Below are 19,606 nucleotides of genomic sequence, written 5' to 3' on the forward strand. Positions count from 1 at the left end.
AGGTACCACTGACTTTGTGGAAGGCCTGACAACGCAGCTCTACGACTCGACCAGGGGAGATTTGATCTACTCTGATTTCGGGATAGGTAACCAGACGATCGATGTATACAGCGGGACTTTCAAGATCGTGCTCAGTGCTCCTGGATTTGAGAAGCAAGCATTCAGATACACTGTGAGCGGTAGTTCTTCCATAACCAGGGAGATGAACGACTCAAGTGCGATCAGGGCTTTCGCATACATTGATGGAGCACCGGTGATCAGCGGTCTTTCGGCATACTTGGTATCAAAGAATGTAAATGATCTTGTAGAGGAGAGGATCTTAGAACCAAGGAGCATTGGGACCAACACTTTCGTGATCGATGCTTCTGATGGGGACTATTGGTTAGTCGTTGACGCCAACGGTGCAATCTCGAACATCACTGACTTGACGGTCAATGGGAGTGCATCATTAACCGTTAACCTGGAAGCTGAAACGATTGAGACCGAAAGCTGGAACATCGAATATGGAGATTGGAACGGATTCGATCTTACCCGTGATTTCTCATATAACCGTGATCACACCTTCTTCGCCTTCGATTATTCCTACCTCGGTTCAATAAGGATGCAGATCGACTTCGAATTTGGAAACGGTAACGGTTATGTTGGTGCTGAAGAGGCTGCCCGCTTCATAGATGCCGTGGCAGAACTTGGACCCTGGTATGTCTCAACTATCAATCTATTGAACATAAATGGTACTTCTTATCTTTCGAACACCGCTGGATTATCCACTTGCTCAATCACCAACATTGGAGGATTGGTAACCAAAGCGGATGGCTATATCGGGTCAATGGTGACTAACTACACCTCAATCAGCCCGATCGACGCTGATGCCTCTAATTACATCGGCGCAGTCAACGTCATGACTGGTGTTGAGCATTCCAGTGATGCCCCCATGGATAGAACTTACAACTTCGTGCTTCCAGATGGATACGAACTTGTGGGGAACGAGACAGATGACCCAGATGTCGCCGTGAAGGGGTACACTACTGTTTCAATAACTCCTGATATCGACATGTCTTGGGGTACCGCCAATGTTGACCTGGAGATCGAGGCTTCCGAGGCTCCATCCGCAGTAGCTGCGATCGAGACTGGTGAGTTCGCTTACGCAGTCATCGACAACGATACATTACTGTACTACATCGTCCGGGAGAATAATTCGATCAACTTCACCGCTGTGGGATCATTCGACCCCAACGGCAACCCACTGAAATACCAATGGACATTCGGCGACGGTGACGTGAAAACCACCACAACTATTCGCTACGAAAAGACCTATGAGCAGAAGGCTTACGAGCTCGATGCCAAGCTAACCGTGATCGATGTGGCGGGACTTACGGACGAAGCTACCTTCAAGGTGCGTGTTGACGGGTTGAATCCAATCCCCATGATCATCGTGGACGGCGAGATAATTCCCGCCGGAGGAACGGTGAATACGGGTCAGGACCAACCCCTAGTGTTCGACGGCAGCGGTTCGGTTGACTGGATCAATTCGCCCTCTGACCCGGAACAAGGCATAATCGTCAGCTGGCACTGGGACTTCGGTGACGGTAATAGCACCACCGTGGTGCTTGCGGAGAACGTCACCCACGCTTACGAGGACGCAGGAACATTCAATGTAACCCTTAACGTAACGGACTCGGTTGGCCACTATGCGATAGAAAATATCACAATCGACGTGAATGACACCACGCCTCCCGTGGTACAGTTTCAGGTTCTCAACTCCGACTTCGTCGACATATCCGAGGAAGCTCCTATAGAGAATGAGACTCTCTACTTCAACGCCAGCGAGACCTTCGATAACTACTATCCACAGGACGAGCTAACCTTCGTTTGGGACTTCGGTGACGATTCGAACGGCACAGGCATCAATGTGAGCCATTCATACGCGTCGATTGGCACCTTCACTGCCAAACTGACCGTTACCGACCCCGCTGGTAACCAAGCTAACGAGACCATGGATATCACTGTCACCTCTTCACCCAGGCCTGATCTGAGGATCACATCTATAACCACTGATCCCAGCAGGTTCACCGAGGGTCAAAGTGGTAGGATAATGGTCAATGTCACCAACGTGGGTAACGATAACGCCACCGGTGTGAAGGCCACCTTCTATCTCCTCAAGACAGACGGTTCCAAGGAACTGCTAGGCGAGTCCACCGATCTCACCATAAACGGTTCTTCCGCGAGCCTCCTCGTGCCTGATCAGTCTGGCATCATTACATGGTCCTGGACTCCAGGAGGCAAGGGTAACTTCACCATATATGTTGAGGTTGAGGCACTTCGTGAGATCAACAAGCAGGACAACCACGACACCATTAGCATCGATGTTCAAGAGGCTGCTTGGAAGGCCGCCGCCATCTACGGAGGTGTCTTTGCGGTCATCGTGGTCATCATCGTCCTCTTCTACATGAGGAAGCGCCTGCCATGGGGAGCGAGCAAGGCTCCAGCCAAGACTCGCAAGTCCAAGAAGTAGTAACAAACCACTTACACAACTCTTTTATTTTCTTATTTCCCTCCTTTCATTCAATGTTCTGGCGCCTATTAGATACTGATAAAGCAGCTCCGGCGTATACCGCGGCCTGCGATGAAGCAATCGTCAAGGCCAGGCAGAAGAAACTCGTGCCTGATACTCTGCATCTTTACAGGAGAGACAGGCCCACTATATCGTTAGGCTACTTCGAGAGAATTGACGAAGCCGTCAACCTCGAAGCAGTGGAAAAGAGGGGCGTTCAACTGGTCCGCCGCTTCTCCGGTGGCAGCGCCATATATACTGATCAAAATCAGATCATCTATGCAGTGGTGATGAGACGTGATCTTCTACCAGAAGACCCAAATGAGATCTATGAGATCATCTGCTCCGCCCTCATACGGGCAATGGACAAGATGGGTCTGGACGCCGAATTCAAGCCGGTGAACGATGTCCTTATCAGAGGAAAGAAGGTGTCTGGAAGCGCCCAGAAGTTGGAGAAGGACGTGGTGATCCAACACGGGACGGTGATAGTGGATTGTGACTTCGATATGATGTTCGACGTCCTCAGGACGGGGGATAAGAAAGTGCGCTCCCAGGAGGGTATGACCTCCATCTCAAAGGAGCTGGGGAGAAAGGTATCCATGGAAGAGGTGAAGACCGCATTGATCCAGGGCTTCGAGGAGACCCTCAGCGTGAGTGTCAGAAAGGGGTCTCTTACCCACTATGAAGAAAAGTGCATCAAGCGCCTCATAGAGACCAAGTACGGTAATGATGAATACACTCAGCTGAGGTAACTAGAAATCCGCAGATTCCAGGTCGAGCAGTGCGAACTTGCGGTCGTCCATCAGGAATCCAAGTTTGGCATGGAGCATGATGGACTCACGGTTGTCCAAGGTCACCGAGCTGAGAACCGCATCGGCTCCCTTCTCCTTCGACTCCTGGACCAATTTTCTAATCAGCAGCACCGCGATTCCCTGTCTGCGGTAATCCGGATGAACGCCCATATTCTCTATCCATATCACCTTCTTGAGGCTCTGAACGTACCTCATCTGCTGGGCAAAGATGAACCCTACAACCATGCCATCCTCTCTGGCAATGAAACTCAGACCACCATTCATGTAGAAATCAAAGGCATCCTCGCTTGAAGCTCCAAGCTGGTCTATCAGATCTTGGGAAAGGTCTTCCCAGCTGATAGCTTTCGATCTATTCAAATACTCCTTAAAGAGGCGAAGCTCCAGACGCCTCAGCTCCGCCTTGTCGTCTTCTCGGATCTCTGATATCTCCACCATCACATCTCCTCAGGAGCAACGATCCCCAGGGTATTAAGGGTATTCTTGAGAACCCACATTGTCGCCTCTACAAGGGATATCCTCGCGCCCCGGTTCTCCCCAGATCGAAGCACTGGAACATAGGTATAGAATTGATTGAATGCCGAGGCGACCTCCTGCCCGTAGGACGGGAGAAGGTGAATACGTCTTTTCTCGGCCGCCTCCTCTAAGACGCCTGGAAAGCGCGCCAGGACGCGGATGAGCCTTCTCTCGTAAGGATCTGTCAGGAGGGATGAGTCCACAACTGTTTCATATTTCCCTGCTTTTCGAAGGATGCTGCAGGCCCTGGCGTGAGAGTACTGCAGGAAAGGAGCGCTGTTACCCTCAAAGTTCAGAGCGTCCTCCCACCGGAACACCATCTGCTTTTCCGATTGAACCCGTAGTATGTTGTAGCGAATAGCCCCTGAGCCGATGGCCTTGGATATCTCCATCATCCGCTCCTCGGTAAGATCCGTCCTGCGCTTCCTAACCTCTTCGAGCGCACGCTCCTCCGCCTCCTCGATGAGATCGTCCAGGTTGACGACAGTCCCTCTCCGGGTGGACATTTTGCCCTCGGGAAGGGATACAAATGAGTAGAAGACGTTTTCGGGCTTTCTCTCCTCTCCAAGTATAGTGAGCGCCGATGCCAGTTGCTGCATCCCAAGCTTCTGGTCCTCTCCGAGGACATTGATCAGATGATCTGCGCGGGAAAACTTGTTCAGATGATACGCGAGATCTCTAGTAGTATACAGGGTGGTACCGTCGTTCCGGGTGAAGAACCACCTTGTGTCGTGACCGTGGACGCCGAAGCTCTCCAGGTCCAGGTAGTATGCGCCCTCCTCCTCCATGGCATATCCAGAGGATTTCAACCGATCCACCACTTCTCTCGCCGTGCCATCAACTATGAACTGGGATTCCCAGACGAGACTGTCGATCTCTACACCCACCTTTTCGAGGGAAATACCTATTCCATCCAGCATTCTCTTCGCCGTCCTGCGAACGCGGTCGATGATGTCCTGGTCGCCCTCCTCGAAGCGGCGGAGCATCTCCTGAATAGCCTCGCCCACATGGGGATCGAACTCCATGAGATGATTGGCCTTCCTATAGTAGCCCACCAGCCTGTGGTCCACCTTTTCACTCTCCGGAACCTCCACCTGATCCTCGGTAAGGTTCTCTAGGCCCCAGGTTAGGAGCACTACCTGCTTTCCAACATCGTTGACGTAGTACTCGGTGATCACATCATGACCGTAGAAGCGAAGACATCTGGCGAGGGTGTCACCGATCAGGGGATTCCTGGCACGTCCGACATGAATTGGACCCGTGGGATTGACTGAAGTGTGCTCCAAGAGGATACTCTCCATTTTGCCATTTCCTTTACCGTAGTCTTCCCTTGTCTCCAGGATCTCCTTGAGCGTGGTACCGATGAGCAGATGGTCGTCTGCCTTGAAGTTCAAATATCCCCTCTCGTTCCAAACCCTGGTGAACAGCTTCATGTCTCCCATCTTTGAGGCAAGCTCATCCGCAATATCCATGGGAGACCGCTTCAATATCTTGGCCAGGGGGAAACATGGGACTGCAAAATCCGCAATATCTGAAGGCGGGGTCTCGATCTCGAATGAGGCTTCCACGCCTATCGACTCCAAGATCTCCCTGACCTTACACTCGACCTCTTTCCTGAAAGGCTCTATCGGGTCCATGATCAACCACCAATGTTGAATCTCAAAATGGCAGCTATACCACCAAAGGCCTTCATCAGCATCTCTCCCTCCTCCGAATCCTCAGAGATAAGCTCGACATGAGTGCCGACCTTGGATGCTTCCTCGAAGAAGTCGTCGATCAGGTCAACACCCTCCAGTTCTTCCACCTCTGCTTCACAGTCAACGCATTTGACACTGTTGCGACGCTTGTCAACGTTCACACGGCCCTTCCAGCCACAGTTAGGGCAGTCCACGACAACCCTGTCCTTTCTCAGGCCCTCAGATAGCAACAGTGTGTCCACCGCTCCGAGCTCCAGAGCATGCCTCACTTGATCCTCTCCATACGCCGACAGGCCACCGTCAGGCTTCCGGATCTCGTGGAGTAGACGCTGTATGAGCTTCTTCTCCCTCATTAGGTCCATATCCTGGAGCTTGTCCTGGGCCTTCTCTACCAGCTCTCGCAGGCCATACTCATCCGTGTAGCCGATGTCGAAGGTGTCGATCACCTTCTTCTGAAGCTCGTGGTGAAGGAAGTTCTTCTCGACAAAGTAATCCTTGGTGGGACCTGGACCTCCTACGAGTATTCCCTGAAGATCGTCTTCGTCCAGGAAGGCATCGGTGGCAATGTCAGCAGTCTTCACGAAGAACTCGTGTGCCGCTATCTCGATAAGCCTCTCGAACCTCTGGGCGGACTGACCTCCCTTCCCGTGTTTGCTGGGCACCAAGGATGGGATGTTCTTGATAATGTTTATCCTCTTTCCCCTGAGAAGACCCAATGTGGCCTCGCTCCTATCGATCACGATGAGGCCGTAAGACTTCTTCTCGGCCAGTATCTCCCATAACGGTTCGATATAGAAATCTGAGTCGCACCTGTAGATAAAGGTAGTAATAGGCTCAGGTGGTTCGAGGACGTATTGCACCATACGGGTCTGATCACCCTGGGCGGCTACCTCCCCAACGAAGAATATCAGTCCGTTCTCCGGCGGCTGACGGAAGTACTTCAACCTCGACATTATAGAATCAATGGCACCCATGACGTTCTTGCGGGTGCTCTTGGATTTGATATTGGAGGACTGAGAATACTCGTTGCGGAGGTAGGCTGCCACATCGAAGATCTGTCGATCTGGTGGGACATAAACTGAAATGAGTTCTGTTCCCCTGCCGTGAAGGTCCTTTATCTCCTCAAGAGCCTTCTTGAAATCGTACCTTTGCTTATCGGTGAGATTCTCGACCTCTTCCATACACTGTCAACCCATTAGTTTTTTAGGCAAAAGTGACTACCCTATTAAAGCTGTTGGTGTCCAAATGGCTAAGGTGGTCGTTTCCCTGGGAGGGTCTATATTGATCCCCGACGAGAACGATATCGAGTTCTTGAAGGAGATTGCCTCGCTTCTATCATCGCTATCTGAGGACCAGGATATAATAGCCGTGTGCGGCGGAGGCAGAATAGCTCGTTACTACATTCGCAACGGCAGACAGCTTGGCGCTTCCGAGGAGAAACTGGATGAATTAGGGATAGAGATAACCAGACTCAATGCCCGTTTACTCCAAATGGCTCTCGGTGATAAGGCCGAGCAAGGGATCCCGAGGACGCCTGAAGAAGCCGTGGACATGAAACGCGGGGGAAGAATAGTCACTATGGGTGGCACCGAACCGGGTCACACCACCGATGCGGTAGCGGCCTTGGTCGCCAAGGCCTGGAAGGCTGACCGGATCGTTAACGCGACATCTGTGGACGCCGTGTATTCTGATGATCCCAAGAAGGTCACGAATGCCAAGCGCTACTCCTGGCTCAGCTTCGAGGATTTCTACCGTATCGTTAACAAGGGAATTCATGATGCTGGGCAGACCGCGGTGTTCGATCGCAAGGGAGCGTTGATAGCCCTGCAGGAGAGGATTCCAGTTTACATCATCCACGGACGTGACCTCAATGAGATCAGCTCTGCCATCAGTGGCGGGGATATCAAAGGGACCACAGTCCTCTGATTTCAATAGGCGTCCAGAATACGAAGTTTGATTTTCATTAGAGATACCTGAAGAGCAAGCAATAAGGTTAAATTGTATGACGCATGTCTGACAGATGTCAGAAGGGATGCTTATGGAGAGCTTAAGCAATCAAGGTATTGGTCAGTCTCACCATAATGAATTCGACCCACCCACACCACATTGCGTTTTACTCATTTCTGCAATGTTCTGCATGTTTGGAGGCACACTTGTTGTCCTCTCGGGCATGCTCGACTGGATCGTGGATGCCGGTTCGTGGTACTTGACGGACCTCATAGCAATGAACGCTTCGTACAATCTATTCATTGCAGCCCTGGTGGGAGGCCTGATGGTGGTTGGGCTCTCCATAGTCTGCATACTGACCGAGGAGACCCACAAGAACGAGATCTGGCCCGTGGCGGCTATCATAACCGCTTTTACCACGACCGTGGTGGTTGCAGTGACCATCCTCTGGATCAACGGCGACCTTGCGGCCATCTCGGAGGGTGCCACGTTGGGACCCGCGCCCTTCATAGGCGTCTTCGGCTGCGTCCTGACCCTGGCCGGAGGATCGATACTCACCCTGAACACCTTACACGAGGTCCAGGATCATAATGGCAATTCGATACCAACCCCAAGATTCTCCAGACAGAGGGTAAAGGTGGAGGAAATGCCCCAACCTACAGGTCAGTTCAAATGCCCCGGATGTCGGACGCCTGTGGACGACAATTGGGATGTCTGCCCAGTATGCGGAAGTAAACTCGGCGGGCCCTCACTCTGATTCAAGGGGATCGAGGTCTTTCCCCTCGACCACTTCCACGCCAATATCAGACAGCATGTTCTTCAGGGATGTCGCCTCTGAACGCTTCATCGATTTCTTGTGGATATACGCCATGGAAGTGTCCTCGCTCTTTTCTAGGGCCCTTAAAATGATCTCTTTGATGGAGCTAGAATCAGATCCCTTGAGTGCGTAATTGGGCACCATGTGTCCGAACGATACCTGCCTGGTCAACGCTATCTCGGTGAACCGAGGGGCATAGTGTCCTCCACCTATCCCTATTACCGAAGGGTATCTCTCAACCCCAGCATGAAGAACGGTTCGGGCTATGGCGGCGGCAGCATTCCTGTCGTCCCACATCGACTCGTCGCTTCCGATCTCAATGTAGATGGCTGGTGAGCTGAGATGGGGACCGTGATGGGTCACCTCAAAAGATACTTGGTAGTCCAGATTGGCCGCTTCCTTGGTAAGACAACGGAGCATTGAAGTCATTAGGTGCGGTGAAGCGGGTACAAGTGTCCGCTCCCGTCCACCGAAGTCTGCATCGCCGTGATTGCCTATGGGGTGTACGGTAAGGGTTGGAATTCCAGAGGCTGCTCTGTGTCTCGATAGAAATATGAGGACCTTGGGCTCGATATTCAATCTCTCCGAGATCTTGAGATCGATGTCCTCAGCAAATATGTGGAGATCGCGGATGGTCACCATGACCATGTCATCGAAGCGTAGTACAGGATGACCGTCGAAATCCCCCTCGTGCAAGAAGTCCTTCATCTCCAGTATTCTATCCCTGATATTTACGCTGGCGTCGTCTGCCTCACTGCACACGAGAAGCTTCATCAATTGGGTTAATCCAATAATGATGTAAGAGTGTTGCCTTAGGATAACGATGAGCAGGAACTCGCAGCCAATCTCACTTCCTCTTGGTCATTACTTCCTCTTGGTCATTACATCTAGTGTAATTCTGCTCTCAAGGTTTATAACGGCTCAATGAGGTCCCATTGAACATGTCAAGCCCCCTCACCGTTGGCGAGAGGATACTGCTGCACCTTTCTCAATTCTCAAAACACCAGGACGATTACGACGTGCCGTTCGATGTCAGCCAGGATGGGATTGCCTCCGCACTCAGGATATCGAGGGCCCATGCAGCAATCGAACTCAAGAAACTGAAAGAAAGTGACGATGTCGCTGAAAGGCTTGCCCATATCCGCAAGGGAAAGAATCGAAGGAAAGTGTATTTCCTTTCCCTCAAGGGGGAGGATAAGGCGAGGAGGATCCGTGAGTTCGCCGAGAAAGAGGGCATCGATGTTAAACCCCTACTGGATATCAGAAGATGCAATGGTGAGGAGCTTTGGAGTTCACTGGACCCCGACCTAAGACCATTGTTTGCCAGAGCATGTGTGTTTCGCCAACCTTTTCGAAGGGATGCTCTCCCCGAGACCAGCATTACGCTCCTTCCCGAGGACAGATCCGGTTTCGTGGAAATGCCCCGGGAATTAAGCGAATCGATAATGCTGCTCATGGATGAAAGAGAAAGGAGAGATTGCCACAGCTTTGCTGCCGATTACTGGCTGAATGAGGGGCAGTATGTGGAGCGATTGTACCACCTGGTCATGGCCGGGAGGATCGTGGAGGCTGAGATGCTGATCGCCACGCGGGGAAATGATCTGCTCAACAGAGCGGACGATGACCTCTACTTCACCTGCTCAATGCTTCCTGAACCTTCTGAGCGCTACTGCTCCAAAGTCAATAGATTCATGGTTGAATTGACCCTGAGAACAGAACACCATGAGGAGTGCCTCGAGATCATTAACTCACTGAGGACAGACAGTGAACCAGACCTCCTTTTCGCTTCCATGATGGAAGGCAAGCTTCTGATTCACCTAGGAGATCCAAAAGGTGCGCTCGAATCCCTGAAGAAGGCGAGGGCTATGGTGAGAGGAACTGACATTGCACTTGAGTGTGAGATCTCCAGAGCCCTAGTAGAATCTGGACAGTTTAAAGATGCCAGAGACCTGCTCGAGCAGTTGCTTCCCGAGACCGCAAGGAGTGGTGATGGAAGGAGGCTTGCCGACATACAGTATCTTCTGGGAATAACCAATCTCAGGCTAGGGGAGACTGTTGACGCCATCAAGTATCTGAGCAAGGGAATGGGAGTGGCTAAGGACGAGGACCAGACAAGGTGGTACTCAGCTCTGTCAGAGGCCTATCTTGAAATAGGCATGAGAGAGAAATCCGAAGAGTATCGCTCGATGATTCCCAGATCTACAAGATGGAGCTCTGCCTCAGCATGTCGAGATCACTGATGTAGAGGTCCCTTAGGTCAGTGAGGTTCCACTTGAGCATGGCCAATCTCTCGAACCCAAGACCCCATGCCAGCACGGGATACTCGACCTTGAATGGCTTGGTAACCTCAGGTCTGAATATGCCTGCTCCTCCGAGCTCCATCCAGGAGCCATTGTAGTGTACATCGACCTCTAGTGAAGGTTCGGTGTAAGGGAAATACCCTGGACGGACACGGATGTCCTCGAACCCCATCATGCGGTAGAATTCCTTGAGTACGCCCACCAGCATGTCAAGGTTCGCCTCCTTCTCCACGATGATCCCTTCGATCTGCACGAACTCGGGCAGGTGAGTAGCATCGATGGCCTCGTTCCTGAAGACGCGAGACAGGGAGAACACCTTTATCGGAGGCTCAGGATGCTTCCAAAGGTACCGTATAGTGTTCACGGTGGTGTGGGTACGAAGCAGGGCTTTCTTCGCCATTCCAGGATCCCACTTGTAACCCCATCCCAATGATCCGGTCTCCCAGCCATCCTCGTGCACCTTGGCGATGATGTCAACGACATCCTCATCCTCAAGCTCGATCTCTTTCGGATTCTTCAGGTAGAAGGTATCCTGAAGCTCCCTGGCAGGGTGATCCTGAGGTATGAATAGAGCATCCATGTTCCAGAATGCTGGTTGAACATATTCCTCGTCGATCTCCTCAAACCCCATTTCGATGAAGATCCGGCGCACTTCGTCCGCCATCCGACTCAGGGGGTGCTTCTTTCCAGGGTATACGGACGGGGCGAAGGTCCTGATATCGTACTTCCTGAAACATACCTCCTTCCACTTTCCGCTCTGCAGGAGCTCTGGGGTCACCTGGGCGACCTCCTCCTTCAACTCTATGCCCATCGAAAGGATCTCTCTACCAAGGTCTGTGAATGAAAGGGACCTGCTTACTTCCAGTCTCTCTTCCACAAGATCCTGCCTGGTGAGGAGCTGCTTGATGATGCTATCCGAAACATCCCCCTCGCGCAGGTCTCCCTGGGAGAGGCGCTCCAGCACCTCCTCGTCCTCCATCGGAGAATTGACACATTCCATACCTCTATCGGTCAAGGAGATCACTTTCTTTCCACCTTCGCTTATGATATCAGCCAGCCCTTTTCGCTTCAACCATCCGATTGCAATCGAAATCTCCTTGCCTTCCAGAACTTCGGTTAACGCATCCATTTCGGCCTTTCCGCCAAGCGCACCAAGATGATTCAAAGCTCTTCTTTCCGGGAGGCTTTCCTTCAGGACATGCTTGGACTTGAGGATGTACACGCTCCTAGCAGATTCCTGGACCGTCACCAACTCCTTGGACTGCAGCCATGATGCAGCATTCATGACCTCGACCATCTGCCTAAAACCGCCAGCCTCGAAGATGTCGTCAACACTCGCTTTTCCGTTCAGCTGGTCCAGCGCTAGAATGAGGCGCTTCTCCTGGGGGCTCAATCCCTCAAGAATCTCCGAGGCTTCCATATAGCAGAGAAAATCGGTACTCCCTATTTCTCACTTTTGTCCAGTTGATCCCAGCGAACTCCGGGTTTGATGTCAAGAATGGGCGTTCCGTTGAGGGCATCCAGTCCCTTGACTACCAGAATATTGGCCCGGCGCTCAAGTAACTTGACCTTCGTAATTCCCAGAAAATTCGGTCTCGTAGGGCTTCTGGAGGCAAATACGCCCACCTGAGGGATCGAGTGATCGTGCTTTGGGTGGACCCTCATCTTGATCTCCCTCTCCCGATCAAAGTAGAAGACCACAAGTATCTCGGGCATCTCCTCGATGCGATAGAGTCCCTCCTCGTACTCTGGAAGGATTTCCAGCTCGGATATTAGGTCCTCCCAGTCGGTATTCTCGTCCGCTGAGTTCCTGACAAAGCCTATGGGACGGATCTCCATTACTCGTCCCTCAGCCACAAATCCTTGATGTAGGCCCTAGCCTCCTCTCTCTTCGCCTGATGGTTCTCCAGGAAAGCGTTGATCCTCTCAGTGAGCCTCTTCTTGCATTCACCACAGAGTATCTCTCCGCCTGTGCACTGATTGTAAAGATCGGTCATGGCCTCGTCATCCTCCTCGAACACGAAGAATTGGTACTTGAAAACGGCGCAGACATCTGGATTGCCGCCAAGCTTCCGCTGCTCCTCCGCCGACACTCTGCCCCCGGTGAAGGCGTTGCCTATCTTCTTCTTGACCTGCTTCGCCGAGTCCGTTGTGTAGATTGTCGATTCAGGTATCGAGGAAGACATCTTGTCATTACCCAACAGACCAGGGAACATCTTGTTGTGAATGAGAGAGGGTTTGTAGTAGCCAAGTCCATTGGCAACGTCCCTAGCCACCCGGAAGTGTGGGTCCTGGTCTATTCCACAGGGAATGAGACAGGGAACGTTCCTTCCAGCGAGCTCTGAGCCCAGGAAAGCCGGTGCAGCTTGGATGCTAGTGTAGAAGATGCTCCCGATATTGGTGCTGTTGTCAAACCCAAAGACGGCCTTCGCGGTAGAGAATGTGACTTTCTTGGCCACTTTGAGGGCTAATGGGTACAAGCACCTAATGTAGATTGTATCCTGAATGAACCTGGTCTTCTCTGGGTCGAATCCCAATGCCATTACGTCGAGTGCATTCTCCAGAGAGTGAGTGTTTGTATCATCAAGTGTCAGCGATTCACTGAACAGAAATTTTTCGTCATCGGTAAGTTGGAAGTACAGCTTCGCCCCAAACGTATCCTGGAGGTACTTGGTGAATATCCAAGGCATGAGATGCCCGAGATGGGTGTGACCCGAAGGACCTCGCCCGGTATACAGGTAGAATTCCTCCCCCCTATCATAGAGGTCCAGGATCCACTCCAGATCCCGGTGGGAGTAGACTATGTTCCTCCTCAGCATTGGGTGAAGCTCGCCGTAACTAGCCAGGCGATCGAGGAGTTCCTCGTCGATTCGCTTGGTACCGAATTTCTCGATCAGCAGGTCGTAGTCAATCTCGCCTGAGACTTCCCATGGGGTGACAACGAATTGGTTGGCCATCGTAGCACCGTGCCAGCGAGTAGAAGCTAGATGTCATATAAACCTTTTCTGAGGCTGGCCCACATGAAGTAAGGATATCAATGACGATTGTGATTCTCAGCCCGTCAAGCTCTTAAACGCTCCTTCCTGTGCCTATGAGATGTCTGATGCCCTCATACCAGGCAAGGAAGACACAGACCGGTTCGACAGAACTAGGAGAATTGGATGGATAGACCTTGACTCGGTTCACAGGACGAGATGTCTGGTGATAGGGGCTGGAGCCCTTGGAAACGAGGTGATGAAGAACCTCGTTCTATCTGGATTCAGGACTTTGGTCCTTGTAGACATGGATCACATAGTTCTATCCAACCTTAACCGATGTTTGTTCTTCAGGGAGGGCGACTCCAAGCGCAAAGAGATGAAGGCAGTCGTGGTTGCTGAGAAAGCCATGATGCTTGATCCCGAGGTGAACATCGAATCAAGAACCTGCAGGGTAGAAGAATTGGCCGAGGATACCTGGGGAGAATTTGATATCGTCTTTGGATGCTTGGATAATATTTCGGCAAGGCTCCATGCGAATTCCCATTCGTATCACAAATGTATTCCCTATATTGATGGGGGAACAAATGGAATGACTGGAAAGGTGCAAGTCGTGATCCCACCAAGAACACCATGCTTCCAATGTGGTCTCAATCGTTCTCACTATCGTGTATTGGAAAAACGTTTTTCTTGTACTGGCAGGGAAGTCAGTTACTTCGAGCCAAAGATGCCCGCCGAGATCACAACCACGAGTGTTATCGCCGCTATCCAGGTCAGAGAGGCTCTCAAAATAGCGAGCGGTCTAGGGGAGAAATGTGTACGACACGCATTTTACTACAACGGAATGAATGGAATGTCGGAGGAGCTCGAGATTTCATTCGATCCAGATTGTCCCCTTCACCAACCTTGACGAGTTCGTCGTAAGTATCAGTTATACTAATTGTGATAGAAAGCTAGATAACCACCTCAACCTTCCAAGATTGGTGATCAGATGCCTCTGAGGATACGGGTAAGGAACGCTGAAACAGGAGCGACGGTTGACATGGAGCTAGAAGCAGAAAACACCGTCGAGGAGATTATCGAGGGTGCTGCTGGTTACTGGGAGAAGGACCCTGGTGCGTATGTGCTGCGATGCGGCAAGCGGTTACTCAGGGGACAGCAGACAGTGGTTGACGCGAAGATCATGGACAGTGACCAGCTAGAACTGATACCCGATCCAGAGGGAGGATAGGATGGGGCTCCCTCGTGAAGTGCTGAGATCCCGACTAAATAACGAGGTAAAATCGTGCTACAGATATCTCAAACATAAATTAGAGATCTCAGACGATAAACTTTCTAGCTATCCTTTAGAGTTCAGAATTCACCTGGTTGGGATCCCTTCTCTTGAGTTAGTGGAGGAGGATCTGGAGAAGAGGACCGAGCACACCTTCTCAATGATAATCAATGAGGAATACCCATTCGAGAAACCACTTGTTCTCTGGAGGACTCCGATATTCCATCCCAATATCATGCTCCCCGATGATGGGGGGCACGTGTGCATCAAACTTCTAGACGATTGGAGTTTCAATTCGACCCTCCTCTCTTTTGTGAAGGGGATCGAAACACTTCTCCTAAATCCTAATCCAACAAGCCCATTTGGGACCTCCAGTTGTACCGCAGCCGCTGAATACTACAATTCAGGAAAGAAAGCAGTACCGCCGGTAATATGCAAGCCACTTCCTAAGGTGGTGAGTGGCAATTGAAGCCCCCTACTGTGTTGCAGGGAAAGGAAAGGGACACCATAGAGGCTCCTCCACCGCCTAGGAAAAGATGGGCTCCGCATAAATGGATTAAGGAGGAGTCACTCGAAGCCCTCAGAGAAAAGGAAGGTAATGTAATTGAGCTGTTCATTTCCAAACTCGCTGAGGAGAAGATGAGAAACCATTCTATCGCCCACGCCGCCGAACGACGTGAGGTGATGGGACTCATGTTAGGTGGATTCTACAAGAATGAAGGAAATGTCTATTCTATCGTAAGAGATGTGGTGACCACCGATCTGGAAGCATCCTCGGTTAGGGTCCGGTTCAATCGGGGAGGATTCGAACAGCTCTTCGAATCGCTCGACCGCTGCGGTTTCGATTACATAATCGTGGGTTGGTATCACTCCCACCCTGGACACGGTTGTTTCCTCTCGTCAACTGACATTGATACCCAAAAATCACTGTTCAGTGGGAGACAGCACACCGCATTGGTCCTAGATCCAATTGCCGAGGAGATCAGGGCTTTCTATCTGGAGAATGGAGAGGTCTTGGAACGCTGCTTCGGGATATACTGGGATGATTATCAGAATCCCTACTATAACCGGGCAGTCAAAATGAGGAAAGTCCGCTCAAACCCAGATGGCATGCCTCCTCCTGAGGGAGGCCTCGGTCTGTCCAAGACGCTCCATGAGAATCGGAATGAGAGCGTCGAAGAATAGGAATGCCGCGTTCTCGAAGATAGTACCTAAAGGAGCCATCTTGGTACGTTTCTCGTCCTCGCAGATGGGAATTTCGAGGACCAGGTTCGAGGCATGAGCAAGTTTGGAGTGTGGATTTGATGTGATAGCCACCACCTTGGCTCCCACCCTTCTCACGATATTGGCAGTCTGGATGCAGGACATCGTCTCTCCTGTGTTTGAGAATATCATGACGAGATCCATCTCCCGTACAATCGGTGTTGTCATCTCACCTACGAAGTGGACCTTGAGTCCAAGTTGAACCAGCCTAACGGCAAATGCCTTTCCTACGAGCCCGGACCTCCCAACACCGTAAACGAAGACGGTTCGGGCCGATATTATGGAATTGATCACATCATCGACAGCCTTCTGGTCGACCCTCTCAAGAGTCTTCTGAACCCGGCTGACGATATATGAAAGTTCATCATTCATTTCTTTTCAACCTTCTTGGAGGATTTCTTGGATGACGTCTTCTCGGGCTTTTCGTCCTCATAATATTCATCCTCATCCTCCTGATCAATCTTTTCGGGTTTCTTGGATTTAGCCTGCTTCGACACCATCTTGGTGAGTACTCGTTCGAAAATCACCTTCATGTACATGGCATCGTGTTCTAGCAATGGAGAGCTGGATATGATGGTTATCTCGGGTATGTTATCTACTAGGTATTCGGCCAGTGGCTCGAAGCGCAGATCCCCTTTCTTGATGGGTGTTACACGTTTCTCATTTCCCGCTTCATGCTCCACTCCAGAGAAGTGAGAGTAGAACACATTGCCAACAAGGTCCTTGGTCTTATCCAGAATGTGACCAAAGTCCTCCGGTTCCCTTAGGGCTCCACTTTCTCTTGCGTGTAGATGGGCGAAGTTTATGACCGGGACCACACCGTTGACCTGATCACAGATCTCCATGATCTCCTCAAGGCTCCCGAATACCTCCTGCCTTCCGCTGGTCTCCAACCCGAGCAATGGTTTGAGGTCGTTATCTTCCCACCAACCCATAAGTGCAGAGATATTCTCGGTGATGTTCGATTTTGCTTCATTCTCTCCTTGATGACCATATAGGCCGAGGTGAGTGACAACGATGTCCCCGCTCATGTGATGAGTCATTGTTCCTGCCCACCTGACATTGTTCCTGCTTCTCTGGGTGAGTTCGGAGTTACTGGCAAGGTCCATATAATATGGGGTGTGCATGGAAAGGCACACGTCCAACTGCTTTCCCATCCTGCCCAGCTCATTGAGTTCCTGGAAGTTCTGGACAAGGCCTGAGGCTAGGGTGATCAGGATGTCATCCTCAACGATCTCCTCCTCAAGATCCGTGATCCCCTCTTCATCTCTTACGATCTCCATTATGAGATCGCTCTCTACCTCTAAGGGTGACTTTCCTACCTCATCCTCGTCTGGATATCTCTCGATGACATTGACCCTGACCATCTGGATCTCCATCGCATTGAGGCCTAGGTTGTGCACATCCTCGATACCATCCTTCAGAGTCCTACCCTTGCAAGAAAGCGGAATACCAGCTGGACCAAAACGAATCATCACTTCACCCGGGTGAAGTCAACATTATGCTAGAAGGTATATATAACAATTAACTATGGCAATCTAGTACTGGCCAGAAATTCGAATAATATTGAAGAAAAGAGTGTTCAACCAATATTGGACGTTCCAGTCCATTTCGAAAGAGGTTGGAAAAAGTTGTGCGTGAGCAAAGTATTAAAAAGGACCTCTCTATTGGAGTGTAGCCCAATGTCGGGAGAGTCAGATTATGAAAAGGATAAGAAAGACTGACCCCAGCCTCGTTATCCTTATTGAGGATCTCAAGAGGGAGTCAAGAGACGGGGGCACTGCTATCTGGCGAGACATTGCGAGGCGATTGGAGAAGCCCAAGAGGAATTGGGCTGAGGTCAACATCAGTAGGCTCGAGAGATATGCCGATGATGGCGACACAATCATTGTCCCAGGAAAGGTTCTTGGGGCAGGTAACCTCAGCAAGAAGCTCACCGTGGCGGCGTACAGGTTCTCTGAGTCCGCCAGAGAAATGATAGAGAAGGCCGGTGGAAGGAATCTCACTATTGAGGAGCTCGTGGAGGAAAATCCTTCGGGCAGCGGCGTGAGGATAATGAGGTGATTTGATGGTCGTCATTGATGCTGATGGACATGTTCTGGGTCGTTTGTCTAGTGACGTGGCTCAGAGGATCATGAACGGCGAGGACGTGATTATCGTCAACGCCGACAAGGCACTGATCACCGGAGGACGAGCTACTACCCTCTCCGATTACAAGCAGAAGAAGGACAGAGGCAAGATCCGAAAGGGTCCATTTTACCCGAGAAGGGCGGACCTCATTTTCAAGAGGACCGTCAGGGGAATGATACCCTTCGACAAGTCCCGCGGAAGAGAGGCCTACCGCAGACTCAAGGTTTTTGTGGGCGTCCCCCGCGAATACGAGTCCGCCAAGGTGGAGAGGATCGAGAAAGCGATGCAGGTGAATACCAGCAGATATATCACTCTGGGGGAGGTTTCAGCCTTCCTCGGTTCCAATGTGAGGTGATTGAGGTGAGCGAGATCATAAACACGAGCGGCAAGAGGAAATCGGCCATTGCCAGGGTCACAGTAAAGAAAGGAAGTGGTCAGGTCAGGATCAACAAGGTTCCCCTGGAAATATACTCGCCGGAGCTCGCCCGCCTGAAGATCCAGGAGCCGCTGGCCCTTGTACCTGAGAAAGCGGTCCAGGTTGACATCCAGGTGAATGTTAAAGGCGGTGGCATCATGGGGCAGGCAGAAGCCTCAAGAACGGCGATAGCGAAGGGACTGGTGGAGTTCTTCAAAGACTCTGAGCTAGAGAAGAACTTCAAGCAGTACGACCGTTCCCTGCTTATTAGCGACCCCCGCAGAAAATTGCCTAAGAAGCCAATGGGTCGTGGTGCCAGAAAGAAGAGGCAGAAGTCATACAGGTGATTTAATGATAATACCCGTGCGATGCTTCAGCTGCGGGAAGGTGGTAGGGAGTTCCTACCAGACCTTCATCAAGAGGGTTCAGCTTGGGGAGGAACCGAAGCAGGTTCTGGACGACCTTGGCATAAGGCGCTACTGCTGCCGCAGGATGATCGTCTCCCACGCAGAGCTCATCGACGAGCTGATGCCTCTAGGTTAAACCCTTTCAATTGGGTCCGTGGGGTAGTTTGGTATCCTTCCAGCTTGGGGTGCTGGTAACTCCAGTTCAAATCTGGGCGGACCCACTATCTTTATTATCCAGTACATTTATTTTCAAATCTCATTAAAAATTAAATGAAATTCGGGTCTTCGGAAGGTCAAAACCTTTTCTTTCTTTTCATATCATTGAGGAGGAAAGAGTCCTTCATTAAATTGGGAAATTAGGAAAATGACATAATCGAATATAGCCAGAATCTCATAATTTCTGCACAATTAGAAATTGGGTGAAGTTGGGAAGTTGAGTAGAATCTTCGGAGCCTTAGTTGAAACCCAATTTCATGTAACTTACAACTCAGTAAGAATTTTCGTAT

General features: G+C 51.0%; 22 protein-coding genes and 1 tRNA gene. 14 read left to right on the forward strand and 9 right to left on the reverse strand.

Annotated elements, in window-relative coordinates; all coding sequences use genetic code 11:
- Both GKC03_08940 and GKC03_08945 read left to right on the forward strand, forming a co-directional pair.
- Nucleotides 1–2,512 (forward strand): PKD domain-containing protein (locus tag GKC03_08940; GenBank protein NYT12653.1); only part of this gene is annotated, 2,512 nt, incomplete at its 5' end.
- A 53-nt stretch (nucleotides 2,513–2,565) separates the two neighbouring features.
- Nucleotides 2,566–3,303: a lipoate--protein ligase family protein gene (locus tag GKC03_08945; GenBank protein ID NYT12654.1), complete on the forward strand. Its 738-nt coding sequence runs from the start codon at nucleotides 2,566–2,568 to the stop codon at nucleotides 3,301–3,303.
- Here the strand turns inward: GKC03_08945 and GKC03_08950 are convergent, their stop codons facing one another.
- Genes GKC03_08950 through prf1 form a run of 3 tightly spaced genes read right to left on the reverse strand, consistent with a single transcriptional unit; the run spans nucleotide 3,304 to nucleotide 6,754 of the window.
- On the reverse strand, nucleotides 3,304–3,798 hold the full coding sequence (locus GKC03_08950) for a GNAT family N-acetyltransferase (GenBank protein ID NYT12655.1): 495 nt from the start codon (nucleotides 3,796–3,798) through the stop codon (nucleotides 3,304–3,306). It lies immediately after the preceding gene.
- A complete protein-coding gene (locus GKC03_08955; GenBank protein NYT12656.1) occupies nucleotides 3,798–5,519 on the reverse strand; it encodes an arginine--tRNA ligase in 1,722 nt (573 codons plus the stop codon). Before GKC03_08955 ends, GKC03_08950 begins: the two co-directional genes overlap by 1 nt.
- On the reverse strand, nucleotides 5,516–6,754 hold the full coding sequence (gene prf1, locus GKC03_08960) for a peptide chain release factor 1 (protein ID NYT12657.1): 1,239 nt from the start codon (nucleotides 6,752–6,754) through the stop codon (nucleotides 5,516–5,518). Before prf1 ends, GKC03_08955 begins: the two co-directional genes overlap by 4 nt.
- A 64-nt stretch (nucleotides 6,755–6,818) precedes the next feature.
- Here prf1 and pyrH point away from each other — a divergent pair, with 64 nt between their 5' ends.
- Together pyrH and GKC03_08970 are read left to right on the forward strand one after the other, a co-directional pair.
- A complete protein-coding gene (pyrH, locus tag GKC03_08965; protein ID NYT12658.1) occupies nucleotides 6,819–7,499 on the forward strand; it encodes a UMP kinase in 681 nt (226 codons plus the stop codon).
- A gap of 202 nt (nucleotides 7,500–7,701) precedes the next feature.
- Complete coding sequence (locus GKC03_08970) at nucleotides 7,702–8,277, forward strand: zinc ribbon domain-containing protein (GenBank protein NYT12659.1); 576 nt, start codon at nucleotides 7,702–7,704, stop codon at nucleotides 8,275–8,277.
- Here GKC03_08970 and GKC03_08975 read toward each other — a convergent pair.
- Entirely contained in the window at nucleotides 8,269–9,111 is an 843-nt protein-coding gene (locus tag GKC03_08975) for a transposase (GenBank protein NYT12660.1), read from the reverse strand. The two genes, GKC03_08970 and GKC03_08975, sit on opposite strands and share 9 nt — an antisense overlap.
- 167 nt (nucleotides 9,112–9,278) lie before the next feature.
- On the opposite strand from GKC03_08975, the gene GKC03_08980 reads away from it, so the two are divergent.
- Nucleotides 9,279–10,577 (forward strand): tetratricopeptide repeat protein, encoded by a 1,299-nt coding sequence (locus tag GKC03_08980; protein ID NYT12661.1) that lies wholly within the window; start codon nucleotides 9,279–9,281, stop codon nucleotides 10,575–10,577.
- Here the strand turns inward: GKC03_08980 and GKC03_08985 are convergent.
- From GKC03_08985 to GKC03_08995, 3 genes are read right to left on the reverse strand one after another with little or no spacing between them, the layout of a single operon-like run.
- A complete protein-coding gene (locus tag GKC03_08985) occupies nucleotides 10,537–12,057 on the reverse strand; it encodes a phenylalanine--tRNA ligase subunit alpha (GenBank protein ID NYT12662.1) in 1,521 nt (506 codons plus the stop codon). The two genes, GKC03_08980 and GKC03_08985, sit on opposite strands and share 41 nt — an antisense overlap.
- A gap of 23 nt (nucleotides 12,058–12,080) precedes the next feature.
- On the reverse strand, nucleotides 12,081–12,476 hold the full coding sequence (tsaA, locus tag GKC03_08990; protein ID NYT12663.1) for a tRNA (N6-threonylcarbamoyladenosine(37)-N6)-methyltransferase TrmO: 396 nt from the start codon (nucleotides 12,474–12,476) through the stop codon (nucleotides 12,081–12,083).
- A complete protein-coding gene (locus GKC03_08995; GenBank protein NYT12664.1) occupies nucleotides 12,476–13,594 on the reverse strand; it encodes a tryptophan--tRNA ligase in 1,119 nt (372 codons plus the stop codon). The genes tsaA and GKC03_08995 overlap by 1 nt, the downstream gene beginning before the upstream one ends.
- A 139-nt stretch (nucleotides 13,595–13,733) precedes the next feature.
- On the opposite strand from GKC03_08995, the gene GKC03_09000 reads away from it, so the two are divergent.
- The 4 genes from GKC03_09000 (at nucleotide 13,734) to GKC03_09015 (ending at nucleotide 16,070) form a co-directional block, all read left to right on the forward strand.
- Complete coding sequence (locus tag GKC03_09000; GenBank protein NYT12665.1) at nucleotides 13,734–14,522, forward strand: ThiF family adenylyltransferase; 789 nt, start codon at nucleotides 13,734–13,736, stop codon at nucleotides 14,520–14,522.
- A gap of 81 nt (nucleotides 14,523–14,603) precedes the next feature.
- A complete protein-coding gene (locus tag GKC03_09005; GenBank protein ID NYT12666.1) occupies nucleotides 14,604–14,843 on the forward strand; it encodes a hypothetical protein in 240 nt (79 codons plus the stop codon).
- A gap of 160 nt (nucleotides 14,844–15,003) precedes the next feature.
- Nucleotides 15,004–15,354 carry a ubiquitin-conjugating enzyme E2 gene (locus tag GKC03_09010; GenBank protein ID NYT12667.1) on the forward strand — a complete coding sequence of 117 codons (351 nt, stop codon included), beginning with the start codon at nucleotides 15,004–15,006 and terminating at the stop codon, nucleotides 15,352–15,354.
- Nucleotides 15,351–16,070, forward strand: coding sequence for a hypothetical protein (locus GKC03_09015; protein NYT12668.1), 720 nt, complete (start codon nucleotides 15,351–15,353; stop codon nucleotides 16,068–16,070). The genes GKC03_09010 and GKC03_09015 overlap by 4 nt, the downstream gene beginning before the upstream one ends.
- On the opposite strand, the gene GKC03_09020 is transcribed toward GKC03_09015, so the two are convergent.
- Together GKC03_09020 and GKC03_09025 are read right to left on the reverse strand one after the other, a co-directional pair.
- Nucleotides 15,981–16,520, reverse strand: a complete 540-nt coding sequence (locus GKC03_09020; GenBank protein NYT12669.1) for an SIS domain-containing protein — start codon at nucleotides 16,518–16,520, stop codon at nucleotides 15,981–15,983. The genes GKC03_09015 and GKC03_09020 overlap by 90 nt on opposite strands.
- Nucleotides 16,517–17,572, reverse strand: coding sequence for a TIM barrel protein (locus GKC03_09025; protein NYT12670.1), 1,056 nt, complete (start codon nucleotides 17,570–17,572; stop codon nucleotides 16,517–16,519). The genes GKC03_09020 and GKC03_09025 overlap by 4 nt, the downstream gene beginning before the upstream one ends.
- 277 nt (nucleotides 17,573–17,849) lie before the next feature.
- Here GKC03_09025 and GKC03_09030 point away from each other — a divergent pair, with 277 nt between their 5' ends.
- The 5 genes from GKC03_09030 to GKC03_09050 all read left to right on the forward strand — a co-directional run bounded on the left by GKC03_09030 (nucleotide 17,850) and on the right by GKC03_09050 (nucleotide 19,321).
- Entirely contained in the window at nucleotides 17,850–18,212 is a 363-nt protein-coding gene (locus tag GKC03_09030) for a 50S ribosomal protein L18e (GenBank protein NYT12671.1), read from the forward strand.
- Nucleotides 18,213–18,216: 4 nt separating this feature from the next.
- Complete coding sequence (locus tag GKC03_09035; GenBank protein ID NYT12672.1) at nucleotides 18,217–18,633, forward strand: 50S ribosomal protein L13; 417 nt, start codon at nucleotides 18,217–18,219, stop codon at nucleotides 18,631–18,633.
- Nucleotides 18,634–18,638: 5 nt separating this feature from the next.
- On the forward strand, nucleotides 18,639–19,040 hold the full coding sequence (locus GKC03_09040; GenBank protein NYT12673.1) for a 30S ribosomal protein S9: 402 nt from the start codon (nucleotides 18,639–18,641) through the stop codon (nucleotides 19,038–19,040).
- A 4-nt stretch (nucleotides 19,041–19,044) separates the two neighbouring features.
- On the forward strand, nucleotides 19,045–19,236 hold the full coding sequence (locus GKC03_09045) for a DNA-directed RNA polymerase subunit N (protein NYT12674.1): 192 nt from the start codon (nucleotides 19,045–19,047) through the stop codon (nucleotides 19,234–19,236).
- Nucleotides 19,237–19,248: 12 nt separating this feature from the next.
- A tRNA-Pro gene (locus GKC03_09050) sits at nucleotides 19,249–19,321 on the forward strand.
- The last annotated feature ends 285 nt before the right edge of the window (nucleotides 19,322–19,606 follow it).

The organism is Methanomassiliicoccales archaeon (assembly GCA_013415695.1).
Taxonomy (GTDB): domain Archaea; phylum Thermoplasmatota; class Thermoplasmata; order Methanomassiliicoccales; family JAAEEP01; genus JAAEEP01.

What these genes read in the sequence shown, in the direction of transcription:
- GKC03_08945 (NYT12654.1), top strand. Translation starts at nt 2,566, where the DNA reads ATGTTCTGGCGCCTATTAGATACTGATAAAGCAGCTCCGGCGTATACC.
- GKC03_08950 (NYT12655.1), bottom strand. Translation starts at nt 3,798, where the DNA reads ATGGTGGAGATATCAGAGATCCGAGAAGACGACAAGGCGGAGCTGAGG.
- prf1 (NYT12657.1), bottom strand. Translation starts at nt 6,754, where the DNA reads ATGGAAGAGGTCGAGAATCTCACCGATAAGCAAAGGTACGATTTCAAG.
- pyrH (NYT12658.1), top strand. Translation starts at nt 6,819, where the DNA reads ATGGCTAAGGTGGTCGTTTCCCTGGGAGGGTCTATATTGATCCCCGAC.
- GKC03_08970 (NYT12659.1), top strand. Translation starts at nt 7,702, where the DNA reads ATGTTCTGCATGTTTGGAGGCACACTTGTTGTCCTCTCGGGCATGCTC.
- GKC03_08975 (NYT12660.1), bottom strand. Translation starts at nt 9,111, where the DNA reads ATGAAGCTTCTCGTGTGCAGTGAGGCAGACGACGCCAGCGTAAATATC.
- GKC03_08980 (NYT12661.1), top strand. Translation starts at nt 9,279, where the DNA reads ATGTCAAGCCCCCTCACCGTTGGCGAGAGGATACTGCTGCACCTTTCT.
- GKC03_08985 (NYT12662.1), bottom strand. Translation starts at nt 12,057, where the DNA reads ATGGAAGCCTCGGAGATTCTTGAGGGATTGAGCCCCCAGGAGAAGCGC.
- tsaA (NYT12663.1), bottom strand. Translation starts at nt 12,476, where the DNA reads ATGGAGATCCGTCCCATAGGCTTTGTCAGGAACTCAGCGGACGAGAAT.
- GKC03_08995 (NYT12664.1), bottom strand. Translation starts at nt 13,594, where the DNA reads ATGGCCAACCAATTCGTTGTCACCCCATGGGAAGTCTCAGGCGAGATT.
- GKC03_09000 (NYT12665.1), top strand. Translation starts at nt 13,734, where the DNA reads ATGTCTGATGCCCTCATACCAGGCAAGGAAGACACAGACCGGTTCGAC.
- GKC03_09005 (NYT12666.1), top strand. Translation starts at nt 14,604, where the DNA reads ATGCCTCTGAGGATACGGGTAAGGAACGCTGAAACAGGAGCGACGGTT.
- GKC03_09020 (NYT12669.1), bottom strand. Translation starts at nt 16,520, where the DNA reads ATGAATGATGAACTTTCATATATCGTCAGCCGGGTTCAGAAGACTCTT.
- GKC03_09030 (NYT12671.1), top strand. Translation starts at nt 17,850, where the DNA reads ATGAAAAGGATAAGAAAGACTGACCCCAGCCTCGTTATCCTTATTGAG.
- GKC03_09035 (NYT12672.1), top strand. Translation starts at nt 18,217, where the DNA reads ATGGTCGTCATTGATGCTGATGGACATGTTCTGGGTCGTTTGTCTAGT.
- GKC03_09045 (NYT12674.1), top strand. Translation starts at nt 19,045, where the DNA reads ATGATAATACCCGTGCGATGCTTCAGCTGCGGGAAGGTGGTAGGGAGT.